13 protein-coding genes and 1 pseudogene are annotated in these 12,332 nt (G+C 73.0%); 9 read left to right on the top strand and 5 right to left on the bottom strand.

From position 1 onward, the window contains the following. Positions 1-23: 23 nt before the first annotated feature. Positions 24-791 carry an ROK family protein gene (locus tag CTE05_RS00955; protein WP_146844261.1) on the bottom strand — a complete coding sequence of 256 codons (768 nt, stop codon included), beginning with the start codon at positions 789-791 and terminating at the stop codon, positions 24-26. A gap of 144 nt (positions 792-935) precedes the next feature. Here CTE05_RS00955 and truA point away from each other — a divergent pair, with 144 nt between their 5' ends. Further along, entirely contained in the window at positions 936-1,853 is a 918-nt protein-coding gene (truA, locus tag CTE05_RS00950; protein WP_146844470.1) for a tRNA pseudouridine(38-40) synthase TruA, read from the top strand. 3 nt (positions 1,854-1,856) lie between these two features. On the opposite strand, the gene CTE05_RS00945 is transcribed toward truA, so the two are convergent. Further along, positions 1,857-2,297, bottom strand: coding sequence for a DUF5709 domain-containing protein (locus tag CTE05_RS00945; protein ID WP_146844260.1), 441 nt, complete (start codon positions 2,295-2,297; stop codon positions 1,857-1,859). Positions 2,298-2,400: 103 nt separating this feature from the next. Between CTE05_RS00945 and CTE05_RS00940 the strand changes: the two genes are divergently transcribed. Continuing rightward, positions 2,401-4,083, top strand: a complete 1,683-nt coding sequence (locus CTE05_RS00940) for an ABC-F family ATP-binding cassette domain-containing protein (protein ID WP_146844259.1) — start codon at positions 2,401-2,403, stop codon at positions 4,081-4,083. A gap of 3 nt (positions 4,084-4,086) precedes the next feature. Here CTE05_RS00940 and CTE05_RS00935 read toward each other — a convergent pair whose 3' ends face one another. Continuing rightward, complete coding sequence (locus CTE05_RS00935; protein WP_246123179.1) at positions 4,087-4,683, bottom strand: LysE/ArgO family amino acid transporter; 597 nt, start codon at positions 4,681-4,683, stop codon at positions 4,087-4,089. 70 nt (positions 4,684-4,753) lie between these two features. On the opposite strand from CTE05_RS00935, the gene CTE05_RS00930 reads away from it, so the two are divergent. From CTE05_RS00930 to CTE05_RS00900, 7 genes are all read left to right on the top strand, one after another. Then, positions 4,754-5,689, top strand: coding sequence for a LysR family transcriptional regulator ArgP (locus tag CTE05_RS00930; protein WP_146844258.1), 936 nt, complete (start codon positions 4,754-4,756; stop codon positions 5,687-5,689). A 233-nt stretch (positions 5,690-5,922) separates the two neighbouring features. Continuing rightward, a complete protein-coding gene (gene rplM / locus CTE05_RS00925) occupies positions 5,923-6,372 on the top strand; it encodes a 50S ribosomal protein L13 (RefSeq protein ID WP_055912203.1) in 450 nt (149 codons plus the stop codon). A gap of 38 nt (positions 6,373-6,410) precedes the next feature. After that, on the top strand, positions 6,411-6,899 hold the full coding sequence (rpsI, locus tag CTE05_RS00920) for a 30S ribosomal protein S9 (RefSeq protein ID WP_055912205.1): 489 nt from the start codon (positions 6,411-6,413) through the stop codon (positions 6,897-6,899). Between the two features lie 124 nt (positions 6,900-7,023). After that, positions 7,024-8,373, top strand: coding sequence for a phosphoglucosamine mutase (gene glmM, locus CTE05_RS00915; protein WP_146844257.1), 1,350 nt, complete (start codon positions 7,024-7,026; stop codon positions 8,371-8,373). Beyond that, complete coding sequence (locus CTE05_RS00910) at positions 8,373-9,038, top strand: peptide deformylase (RefSeq protein WP_222595390.1); 666 nt, start codon at positions 8,373-8,375, stop codon at positions 9,036-9,038. The genes glmM and CTE05_RS00910 overlap by 1 nt, the downstream gene beginning before the upstream one ends. 167 nt (positions 9,039-9,205) lie before the next feature. Next, on the top strand, positions 9,206-9,907 hold the full coding sequence (locus tag CTE05_RS00905) for a DedA family protein (RefSeq protein WP_246123178.1): 702 nt from the start codon (positions 9,206-9,208) through the stop codon (positions 9,905-9,907). 138 nt (positions 9,908-10,045) lie between these two features. Beyond that, entirely contained in the window at positions 10,046-10,645 is a 600-nt protein-coding gene (locus tag CTE05_RS00900; protein WP_146844256.1) for a hypothetical protein, read from the top strand. A 3-nt stretch (positions 10,646-10,648) separates the two neighbouring features. Here the strand turns inward: CTE05_RS00900 and coaA are convergent, their stop codons facing one another. Then, complete coding sequence (gene coaA / locus CTE05_RS20510) at positions 10,649-11,743, bottom strand: type I pantothenate kinase (protein ID WP_371863342.1); 1,095 nt, start codon at positions 11,741-11,743, stop codon at positions 10,649-10,651. Beyond that, positions 11,738-12,229, bottom strand: a pseudogene (locus tag CTE05_RS20505) (TetR/AcrR family transcriptional regulator); the annotation flags it as partial. The pseudogene CTE05_RS20505 and the gene coaA, both read right to left, overlap by 6 nt. Between the last annotated feature and the right edge of the window lie 103 nt (positions 12,230-12,332).

Genomic DNA, 12,332 nt, shown 5'->3' with positions numbered 1-12,332 from the left:
CCCGACGACGTGGTCGTCGATGGTCACCGACCCAACGACCACGCCCTGACGCCGCCGACGATGCCGGCCTGGTTCGGCACGACCACGACGTCGTCGCCCAGCCGTGCGAGCGTGGTCGCCGTGACCTGGCGAGCGTTCCCGCCGCCGAGGTAGAGGCGGTCCCACACGAACACCGGGCGGAAGCCGTCGACGACACGGCGGACGCGCCGGGACCAGAGGGCATCTCCGAGACGTGCACGCTCGACCTGCCCGATGTACGCGTCGTACGTCGTGCCCCAGCGCACGGGGGCGTGCGAGAGCTCGAGGTGCGGTGCGAGGACGCCGCCGTCGAACAGCGACGTGCCGAGCCCGGTCCCGAGCGTGAGGACGAGCTCGACGCCGGTCCCGGAGATCACGCCGGCGCCGTGCACCTCGGCGTCGTTGAGGACGAGGGTCGGCAGTCCGAGGCGGCTCTCGACGGCCGCGCGGATGTCGCATCCGGCCCAGGCGGCGACCAGGGCCGGGTCGATGGCGCTCCGTGGCCCGGACCGGGTGACGTAGTGCGGGGTCGCGACGACGACGCCGTGCCGGATCATCCCGGGCATCCCCACGGTCACGCGGTCGGCGGCGGGGAGGCCGGCCGCGATGTCCGCGATCGTGGCCACGAGGCGTTCCGGGGGTAGCGGGTAGGGCGTCGGCACCCGCACCGCGGGTGCGTGGAGCGTGCCGGCCGCGTCGAGGACCGACGCCTTGATGCCCCCGCCGCCGCAGTCGACGGCCAGCGTGAACGGGTCGGAGCCGGAGGTGGGCACGGAGCCCACGCTAGGCGACGGCCGGCACGGGCGCTGGGACGCGCCGCAGAGGCAGGAGGTGGACGCGGCGCCGAGCGGGATGTCGAGGGCTCGGTGCGGTCACGCGGCGTGGGCGGACTACCGTGTGGACCCGTGAGCGAGAGCATGGACGGCGAGCCCGAGGGCGTGCCGACGCAGGAGCCCGCCGTCCGGCTGCGGCTCGAGCTGGCCTACGACGGCACCGGCTTCGCGGGCTGGGCGATCCAGCCGGGTCTGCGGACCGTCCAGGGGGTGCTGGAGGCCGCCCTGGGCACGGTCCTACGGACGGACGGCCCGCCGCGCGTGACGGTGGCCGGTCGCACGGACTCGGGCGTCCACGCGCGCGGTCAGGTGGCGCACGTCGACATCCCCGCGGGTCTCATCGAGAAGAGCAGCGGCCGGTCGTCGCGCCCGGTCGACGAGGTGCTGCTGACCCGGCTCGGCGGCATCCTTCCGCCGGACCTCGTCGTGCACACCCTGACGCGTGCGGCCGAGGGGTTCGACGCCAGGTTCTCGGCGCTGCGCCGTCGCTACACGTACCGGATCTGCGACGACGCGGCCCGGCGCGACCCGCTGTCGCGCACGCACGTCCTGTGGCACCGCCGAGGGCTCGACGTGGACGCGATGGCCGCGGCGGCGCGGCCGCTGGTGGGACGCCACGACTTCGCGTCGTACTGCAAGCCCCGCCCGGGGGCGACGACGATCCGCACGCTCGAGGCGTTCGCGTGGTCCCGCCCGGTCGACGGTCCCGATGCCGGCCTGGTGGTCGCCACGGTGCAGGCGGACGCGTTCTGCCACTCGATGGTGCGGTCGCTCGTCGGCGCGAGCCTCGCCGTGGGGGAGGCGCGTCGCGGAGCGGGCTGGCCGGCGGAGCTCCTCGCCGCGCGGCGCCGCGGTGAGGGGGTGCACGTCGTCGCCGCCCACGGGCTCACCCTCGAGGAGGTGGGGTACCCGCCCGACGCCGAGCTCGCCGCGCGAGCGGTCCAGACGCGGGCGCGACGCGCGGCGGAGGACCTGCAGCACGCGGCGGGCTGCTGCGGCTGAGGATCAGACCTCGTCGACGTCGTCGCGGTAGCGGCGGTCGTCGACGTACTCCTCCTCGATGAGGTGCACGGCCGCCTCCTCGGCGCTCGCGGCACCGCCCGAGTACCCGGCGTCGATGGCGAACCCGTCGGTGCCGCCCGCCTCGACGGCGTCGTCGTCCTCGATCAGCCGACCGGCCCGGGACTCGTCGCGCTCGGGGCGCGGCCGGGCCTCCCAGACCTCGGGCTCCTCTTGCCCGATCCGCTGGTCGATGGTCTCGCGGTGCGCCTCTTCCCAGGGCGTCTCGCCGTAGTGGTTCGAGCGCGGCCGGTCCGGCACGGTGTAGCCCTCGTCGAGGAGGTCGTCGACGCCGCGGTCGATCAAGGTGTCCTCGCTGGGCAGCTGGTCGGTGTCGCCCTCGCTGCCGAGCTCGGGGTCGGCGCTGGTGGCAGGAGTCTCGCTCATGCCTCCGACCCTGACACCGCGCGGCCCGCGGCGCCAGGGGAAGTGGGGCACGCCACGATCAATCGAGTGTCCCGGGGCGTCGGTGGCCGGGGACACTGGGCGCATGGGCCACCTCGACATCGGCGGCATCGGGTACTTCCTGCCCGACGGCCGCCCGCTCCTCGACGACGTGTCGTTCCGGGTCGGTGACGGCGCCCGCGTCGCGCTCGTGGGGCCCAACGGGGCCGGCAAGACGACCCTGCTGCGGATCGTGGCGGGGGACGAGGCACCGCACGCCGGGTCCGTCGGTCGCAGCGGTGGGCTCGGGATCATGCGGCAGGACATCGGCCGCATCGACGACGACCGGTCGATCCGGGACCTGCTGGCGTCGTTGGCGTCGCCCGCCGTGCGGGACGCTGCCGTCGAGCTCGCGGCGGCGGAGCTGGGGATCATGGAGGTCGACGACGAGCCCGCGCAGATGCGGTACGCGCAGGCGCTCGTGGACTGGGCCGACGTGGGCGGGTACGAGGCGGAGGCCGGCTGGGACCGTGTGACCGACGCGGTGCTGTCCATCCCGTTCGACGCGGCGCAGCACCGGGAGGTGCGGACGCTGTCCGGCGGCGAGCAGAAGCGCCTGGTCCTGGAGGCGCTGCTGCGGGGTCCCGACGAGGTGCTGCTGCTCGACGAGCCCGACAACGCCCTGGACGTGCCGACGAAGCGCTGGCTCGAGGACAGGCTGCGGGCGTCGAACAAGACCGTGCTCTTCGTGAGCCACGACCGGGAGCTGCTTGCCCGGGTCGCGACGCAGGTGGCGACCCTGGAACCGGGCGTGAACGGTGCGGCGGTCTGGGTGCACGGCGGAGGCTTCGCGACGTACCACCAGGCGCGCGAGGACCGGCGCTCGCGGCTGGAGGAGCTGCTGCGGCGGTGGGAGGAGGAGCACGCGAAGCTCAAGGAGCTGGTGCTGACGCTCAAGACGAAGGCCGCGTTCAACGACGGGCTCGCGTCCCGCTACTCCGCCGCGCAGACGCGGCTGCGCAAGTTCGAGGAGGCGGGTCCGCCGACGCTGCTGGCGCGCGAGCAGAACGTCCGGGTGCGGCTGCGCGGGGGACGGACCGCCAAGCGCGCGATCGTCGCCACCGGGCTCGAGCTCACGGGGCTGATGAAGCCGTTCGACCTCGAGGTCTGGTTCGGCGAGCGCGTCGCGGTGCTCGGGTCGAACGGGTCCGGCAAGTCCCACTTCCTGCGGCTGCTCGCTGCGGGCGGCAGCGACCCGGGTCCCGAGCACGCACCGGCCGACGACCTCCCGGTCGCCCCGGTGACGCACACGGGCCGGGTGGTCCTCGGCCCGCGCGTCCGGCCGGGCTGGTTCGCGCAGAACCACGGGCACCCCGAGCTGGTCGGCCGGACGCTGCTGGAGATCCTGCACCGCGGCGAGGGCCATCGCGCGGGCCTCGGTCGAGAGCAGGCCAGCAAGGCGCTCGACCGGTACGAGCTCGTCGCTGCGGCCGAGCAGCGCTACGAGACGCTCTCCGGCGGTCAGCAGGCCCGCCTGCAGATCCTCCTGCTGGAGCTCGGGGGAGCGACGCTGCTGCTGCTCGACGAGCCGACGGACAACCTGGACCTGCACTCCGCCGAGGCGCTCGAGACCGGGCTGGCCGCGTTCGAGGGCACGGTCCTGGCGGTCACGCACGACCGCTGGTTCACCCGGACGTTCGACCGGTACCTGGTGTTCGGCGCGGACGGCGAGGTCGTCGAGACGCCGGAGCCCGTCTGGGACGTCGGCCGCGTCGACCGCGTGCGCTGAGGATCAGAGCAGGAGCGTGACCGCGAGCATCGCCATCACCACGGCGATGGCGATGTCGAGGACCTGCCAGGCCCGCGGGCGGGCGAACACCGGGCGCAGCCGGGCGGCGCCGAACCCGAGCGCGGTGAACCACACGACGCTCGCGAGGATCGCCCCGGCACCGAAGACCCACGCCCCCGGGTCGTGCTGGTGCGCCAGCGAGCCCAGCAGCACGACCGTGTCCAGGTAGACGTGCGGGTTGAGGAACGTCAGGGCCAGGCAGGTGGTGAGCACCGCGCCGAGGGTCGCCGGACCGTCGGCGGCGGGGTCGAGACGTTCGGGGCGCCGTGCCCGCAGGGCCGCGCCGACGGCCAGCGCGAGCAGGAACGCGGCTCCCGCGTACTTCGTCACCGTGAGCACGACGGGGTGGTCGGTCACCAGCGCGCCCAGCCCGGCGATCCCGGCCGCGACGAGCAGCGCGTCGGCCGCGGCGCACACCGCCACGACCGGCAGCACGTGCTCGCCGCGGATCCCCTGACGCAGGACGAAGGCGTTCTGGGCGCCGATGGCGACGATGAGGCCGAGGGCGGTGAGGAAGCCCGTGAGGGCGATGGCGGGCACAGGGAGACCGTAGGACGCCACGATGACGAAGACCAGTTCATGATTTTCCAGATCCATTAGAATCATTCATGTGGCCTTCGACGGAGATCAGCTCAGTGCCCTCGCAGCAGTCGTCCACGAGGGCAGCTTCGACGCGGCGGCGCAGCGCCTGCACGTCACGCCGTCGGCCGTCAGCCAGCGCATCAAGGCCCTGGAACAGCAGGTGGGACGGGTCCTGGTGCTCCGGACGCGTCCCTGCCGGCCCACCGACGACGGCGAGGTGCTCGTCCGCCTGGCGGGCCAGATGGAGCTGCTCGGCCGGGACGCGATGGCCCAGCTGGTGCCCGCGCCCGGCGCCTCGCGCGCCGCACCGTCGTCGCGCCGGCTGCCGGTCGCCGTCAACGACGACTCGATGTCCACCTGGTTCCCCGCCGCCGTCGCGGACCTGCCTGCCGACGTCCTGCTCGACCTGCGGCGCGAGGACCAGGAGCTGTCCGCCGACCTGCTGCGCGACGGCACCGTGATGGCCGCGGTCACCGCCGACCCGCGCGCCGTGCAGGGCTGCCGCGTCCGGCGCCTCGGAGCCATGCGCTACCTGGCGGTCGCGGCACCCGACCGGCGGGACCGCTGGTTCGCCGACGGGCTGGGAGCGGAGGTCTTCGCCGCGGCGCCGCTGCTGGCGTTCAACAGGGAGGACGGCCTGCAGGAACGCTTCGTGGCGTCCGTCGTGGGGCGTCGCACGACCACTCCGCACGTGCACTACGTGCCGTCGCAGTCGGCGTTCGTGGGGCTCGTCGAGGCGGGGCTCGGGTGGGGGATGGTGCCGGAGGTCGCGGCCGCCCCGCTGATCTCTGCCGGGGCGCTCGTCGAGATCCGGGCCGGGCGGCACCTCGACGTACCGCTGTACTGGCAGCACTGGGCGCTGCGCACCCCGACCCTCGACGACCTCACGGAGCGCGTCGTGCGGGCCGCCGCGAAGGCGCTCCGGCCGGTGCGCAGGCACGGACCGCCGTCCACCGCGGGATGACGGAGTTCCGCGTTTTGACCCCTCGGTCCAGCGCCAGGTAATCTAGTGACTCGTTGTGCGTCCCTGTTCGGGCGGCTGCGAGTGCCTTCTCAGCACTCAGCACCGAGCCAGAACGGCAAGGCCGGTGCGTTCCCGCTCGCCGCCTGGATGCCGACGAGAGCATTCATCGGCGGACCCGCACCCTGCGGAGTCCCGCCGCGACAAGATTCGCAACGAAACGAAGGCTGACGACCGTGCGCACGTACACCCCGAAGCCCGGCGACGTCGAGCGGACCTGGCACATCATCGACGCGAACGATGTCGTCCTGGGTCGCCTGGCCACACATGTGGCCACGTTGCTGCGCGGCAAGCACAAGGCAACCTTTGCTCCCCACGTCGACGGCGGTGACTTCGTCATCGTCATCAACGCGAGCAAGGTGGCACTGACCGGCAACAAGCGCGAGAACAAGCTCGCGTACCGCCACTCCGGGTACCCGGGTGGCCTGCGCGCCGTGGCCTACTCCGACCTCCTGGAGAAGCACCCCGAGCGCGCGATCGAGAAGGCTGTCCGCGGCATGCTCCCCAAGAGCTCCCTCGCGCGCCAGCAGCTCACCAAGCTCAAGGTCTACGCCGGTGCCGAGCACCCGCACGCGGCGCAGCAGCCGAAGCCCTTCGAGATCACCCAGGTCTCTCAGCAGGCGTGAGCCGGCTGAGTACAGAGAACAAGGACGCGAGGACACCAGTGGCAGAGACCACGGTCGACATCGACCTCGAGGGCGATGACACCCCCACCAGCTACACCTCCGAGACGGTTGCCCCCACGGGCCGCGGTCAGAGCATCACGGCACCGGCGAACGCGCTCGGCCGTCGCAAGGAGGCCATCGCGCGCGTGCGCCTGGTCCCCGGCACCGGTCAGTGGAAGGTCAACGGGCGCACGCTCGAGGACTACTTCCCGAACAAGGTGCACCAGCAGCTCGTGAACTCCCCGTTCAAGCTGGTCGACGTCGAGGGTCGTTTCGACGTCGTCGCCCGCATCACCGGCGGGGGCGTGAGCGGCCAGGCCGGCGCGCTGCGCCTGGGCATCGCCCGTGCGCTGAACGCGATCGACGAGGAGCACAACCGTCCGGCCCTGAAGAAGGCCGGCTTCCTGACCCGCGACGCGCGCGTCGTGGAGCGCAAGAAGGCCGGTCTCAAGAAGGCCCGCAAGGCTCCGCAGTACTCGAAGCGCTGATCGTCGCACTTGCGCCCGATGGCCCTGCCGGTCTCACGACCAGCGGGGCCATCGGCATGTCTGCAACCATCAGCGAGGGGCCGCGCGCGGGTATCGCCGGGCCTCAGGACGAAGGAGTCTGACCATGGGCCGACTGTTCGGTACCGACGGCGTGCGTGGGCTCGCCAACCGGGACGTCACCGCAGAGCTCGCGCTCGACCTGTCGGTCGCGGCCGCGCACGTGCTCGGCTCGCTGGGCGAGTTCGAGGGCCACCGGCCGCGGGCGATCGTCGGGCGGGACAGCCGCGCGTCGGGGGAGTTCCTCGCGGCGGCCGTGGCCGCCGGGCTGGCCTCCGCCGGCGTCGACGTCAACAACGTCGGCGTGCTGCCGACGCCCGCCGTGGCGTACCTGACCGCGGAGCTCGGTGTGGACATCGGGGTCGTGCTGTCCGCGTCGCACAACCCGATGCCCGACAACGGCATCAAGTTCCTCGCCAAGGGCGGGCACAAGCTCGACGACGAGCTCGAGGCCGCCATCGAGGCGCGGATGGGCGAGCACTGGGAGCGGCCGCTCGGCGGTGACGTCGGCCGGATCCGGGTCGACACCGGTCGGGCCGGCGAGCAGTACATCGAGCACCTCGTCGGGACCATCGACGTGCCGCTGACGGGACTGCGCATCGCGGTGGACTGCGCGAACGGTGCGGCGAGCGAGGTCGGTCCTGCGACCCTGCGGGCGGCCGGCGCCGACGTCGTCGTCATCAACGCCTCGCCCGACGGTCGCAACATCAACGAGAAGTGCGGCTCCACGCACCCGGAGCAGCTGCAGGCGGCCGTCGTGGCCTCCGGCGCCGACCTCGGGGTCGCCTTCGACGGGGACGCGGACCGCTGCCTCGCGGTCGACGCATCCGGGGTGCTGGTCGACGGCGACCAGATCATGGGGATCCTCGCGATCGCGATGCGGGACCGGGGCGACCTCGTCGCCGACACGCTGGTCACCACCGTCATGAGCAACCTCGGCCTGAAGCTCGCGATGCGGGACGCCGGGATCGCGACGATCGACACCGCGGTCGGTGACCGGTACGTGCTCGAGGCGATGCGCGCCGGGGGCTTCTCCCTCGGCGGCGAGCAGTCCGGCCACATCATCATGGCCGCGCACGCGACCACCGGGGACGGCGTCCTGACGGCGCTGCAGCTGGCCGCGCGCGTGGCAGCGACGGGGACGACGATCGCCGACCTCGCGGGCGTGGTCCGGCGGCTGCCGCAGACGCTGGTGAACGTGCCGGGGGTCGACAAGCGCCGGGCGTCGTCGGACGAGTCGCTCCTCGACGCCGTGCGGTCGGCGGAGTCCGGGCTGGGGGACACCGGACGCGTGCTGCTGCGCTCGTCGGGGACCGAGGACCTGGTCCGGGTCATGGTCGAGGCGGGCACCCAGGCCGAGGCGGACCGGGTCGCCCACGAGCTGGCCGACGTCGTCCTGCACCGGCTGGCGCTGTAGTGCCGTCGGGCCCCCAGTGGGACCAGGCGCTGCGGGACGTGGCGCTCTGGATCATCGAGGCCGGCACGAGCTCGGCCGACGGTGTCGCACCCATCGTGCAGGCGGGGCACCCGGCGCTGCGTGCCGTGGCGACGCCGTACGACGGGCAGCTGTCGGACGCGGAGCTGACCGCGCTGCTGGAGGTCATGCACCGGACGATGCGAGCGGCACCGGGCGTCGGGCTGGCGGCGCCGCAGCTCGGGCTGCCGGTGGCGCTCGCGGTGCTCGAGGACCCGGGCAGCATCTCCGAGGAGCACGCGCAGGTCCGGGAGCGTGAGCCCTTGCCGTACCGGGTCCTGGTGAACCCGCGGTACACCCCGGTGGGCGACGACCGGGTCGGCTTCTACGAGGGCTGCCTGAGCGTCGTCGGGTACCAGGCTGTCGTCGCCCGCGCGAGGCACGTGCACCTGACGGGGACGGACGAGCGGGGCGCAGCCGTCGACGAGATCGTGGGCGGCTGGTCCGCGCGGATCGTCCAGCACGAGACCGACCACCTGGCCGGAACCCTGTACCTCGACCGTGCCGAGCTGCGCTCGCTGGCGGCCACCGACGAGTTCGGTGCCCGGTGGGCGGCCGAGCCGAGGCCGGTCGCCGCGGCGCGTGCCCTCGCGTTCGAGCTGGACTGAGTGCCAGTCTGCAGGGGGAGCCGGGGTCCGACCCAGGGATGAATGGGGGCTGCACCAGGGATGAACCGGGGGTCACCCCTATGTCTCTGGGGGGCACGGCGTCCTACCGTGGAGGCACGACACCGGGCGGACCACCGCCGGGTGCACGACGCAGGAGCTGATGTCACGTGCTGGAGGGGTGGGCCCTGGCCCTCGTAGGTTCCCCGTGGATCTTCGTCGTGCTCTATCTGTTCGCCACGATCGACGGGTTCTTCCCTCCGGTGCCGAGCGAGTCGATCGTCATCGCGCTGTCCGCGGTGTCGATGGCCGAGGGCACGCCGAACCTGGCGCTGATCATGCTGGTCGCTGCGGCGGGAGCATGGACCGGGGACCAGATCGCGTACCAGATCGGCACGAAGGTCAAGGTGCGGGAGCTGCGCTTCCTGCGGTCGCCGAAGGGCCAGGCCGCGGTCGACTGGGCGGAGAACGCCCTGGAGAACCGTGGTGCCGCGTTCATCATCGCCGCCCGCTACATCCCGATCGGACGCGTGGCGGTGAACATGACCGCGGGTGCGGTGGGCTACAGCCGTCGCCGGTTCATGGGTCTGACCGCGATCGCCGCGGTCACCTGGGGCATGTACTCCTCGCTCATCGGGATCGGTGCCGGGGCGTGGTTGCACGACCACACGCTGGTCGCGGTCGCCGTCGGCGTGGTCGGCGGTCTGGCGATCGGCCTGGTCGTCGACTGGGTGCTGCGCAAGCTCACCCACCACCGCCCGGCCGAGGAGACGAGCACTCCGGCGCTGCGCGTGGCCGACGAGCCGGACGCGACCCTGGCGCAGACGAGCGCTCCGGTCACAGGACGCTCACGATCCGACCCCGCTGCCTAACGATCCGGTATCACTGCGTCATTTCGCCCATGACTGTGCTTACTCTCTGACTGTGTCGACGTCGCGGTCGGCGCTCCCGTGCCTGACCACACCCCCGGGGGTGTCCGCCGGCATGGGCTGGAGCGGACAGGGGGCGAGATGGGCGTGCGTGGGCGCTGGGCCGTCGGCCTCGCGCTGCCTGCTGCCTTCCTGCTGGGCCTCGCCGCGTGCAGCGCTCCCGACGAGCAGGCGGCGCAGGAGACGCCCACCGCGGTCGTCGTCGGTGCGGCCGACTGCCTCTCCTCGCAGGTCCTCGCGGACCTGGGCCTGGTCGCGGCCGGTGCGTCCGGCGGCACGGGCACCCCGCACGCGGACGCCCCCGAGGCCGGCCGCGTGCCGGACGACTTCCTGCCGGTCAGCGTCGTGGTCTGTGCTCCGGGCGGGACCCTGCAGGACTCGTCCGGGACGTGGGTCGCCCTGACGGCGAGCCGCCGGGAGGGGGACCTCGAGCCGCTCGTCGCGGCGCTGCGTCGCCCGTCGGCCGAGCGGGGCGGGACGTGCAGCAGCGCAGCCGTCTCCGCACCCTCGCTCTGGCTGGTCGACGCGCTCGGCCGCGCCATCCGGCCTGTCTGGCCCACGGACCGCTGCGGCTCCCCGCAGGAGGCGGTGTCGGAGGCCCTGGACGCTCTCGAGGAGACGGACAGCGAGCAGTACCCGGTCCGGCTCGTGATCCCCGCGGAGCCGACGGCCCAGCGCTGAGCCCTACAGCTTGCGCAGCCGGACCCGCTCGACGGCGTGGTCGCTGTCCTTGGTCAGGACCAGGGTGGCGCGGCTCCGGGTGGGCAGGATGTTCTGCACCAGGTTGGGCTCGTTGATCGAGTCCCAGATCTGCTCGGCACGCTCCACCGCCTCGTCGTCGGAGAGCGCCGCGTACCGGTGGAAGTACGACTCGGGCCGCGCGAACGCCGTCTGCCGCAGCGCGAGGAACCGGTCCACGTACCAGCGGCGCACGTCGCTGGTACGCGCGTCGACGTAGATCGAGAAGTCGAAGAAGTCGCTCACGGCCAGGTTCGAGGTCCCCTCGGCGGTCGGCCGGGCCGGCTGCAGGACGTTGAGGCCCTCGACGATGAGCACGTCGGGACGGTTCACGACGATCTCGCGTCCCGGGAGGATGTCGTAGGTCAGGTGGTCGTAGACGGGCACGTGGACCTCGGGGCGCCCGGCCTTGACCTTCGAGACGAAGCGGAGCAGGGCCCGGCGGTCGTACGACTCGGGGAAGCCCTTGCGCTCCATCAGCCCGCGACGCTCGAGCTCGGCGTTGGGGTAGAGGAAGCCGTCGGTGGTGATCAGCTGGACGCGCGGGGTCGCGGGCCACCGGGCCAGCAGCTCGCGCAGGAGACGCGCGGTGGTCGACTTGCCGACGGCGACGGAGCCGGCGACGCCGATCACGAACGGCGTCCCGCCGACGTCCTCGCGCAGGAACGTGCTCGATGCGGCGTGCAGCCCGCGGGTCGCCTCGATGTGGAGGTCGAGCAGGCGGGAGATCGGGCGGTAGATGGCGTCGACCTCCGCGAGGTCGATCGGGTCCCCGAGGCCGGCCAGGCGTTCGACGTCAGCGTCGGTGAGGGGTAGCGGGGTCGAGGCGGAGAGCCGGGTCCAGGCGTCGCGGTCGAGATCGACGTAGGGCGACGCCGGTGCCACCGCGGCACGGCGCGGCGCGTGCAGGGCAGGGGCGGGGTCGACGGGGGCGGTCGCCCCGAAGCCGACGAGCACCGCGCGCACGCTCGCGTCGAACTCGGCGCGGGCGGCAGGGGTCGGTGCGACCCTGCCGGAGTCGGACTGCAGGATCTCGGTCATGAGCCAACCGTGCACCTGGGACCAGATGCTGCGCGCGATCGTCTCGGTGTCGCCGGTCAGCTCGCCGCGGTCGACGGCGTCCTGCGTCCGCGCGACGTGGTCGTCGAGCGACATCCCGCCGCGCTGCGCGGAGACGTCGGTGGCGTCGTTGGCGGTGATGCTCGGCGCGAACATCACGGTGTACTCCAGCGGGTGAGCGAGCGCCCAGTCGCGGTACGCGTGCGCTCCGCGCAGGAGCCGGTCGACACCGTGGAGCGCGTCGATCGGTGCCAGGGCCTCGTCGAGACCCGCGAACGCCTCCATGATCGCCGCGTCGACGAGCGCCGCCTTGCTGCCGAAGTGGGTGTACACCCCGATGGTCGAGCATCCCGACAGGGCGGCGACCCGGCGCACGGTGAGTGCCGCCGGCCCCTCGGTGCCGAGGATCTTGACGGTCTCGGCCAGGATCCGGTCGCGCAGGGGCAGCGTTGACGTCGCTGTGGTCACATCACTACGTTATGGCCATAACAACGTAATGCCGCGTCGAGAGCTCTCGACGGGGGCGACCCGCGAGGAGGCGACATGGCGCACGCTCCGCGGGACGAGCCGC

It is taken from the genome of Cellulomonas terrae (assembly GCF_007990265.1).
In the GTDB taxonomy this organism is placed as follows: Bacteria; Actinomycetota; Actinomycetes; order Actinomycetales; family Cellulomonadaceae; genus Cellulomonas; species Cellulomonas terrae.
This window is presented reverse-complemented; position numbering and strand designations above follow the sequence as displayed.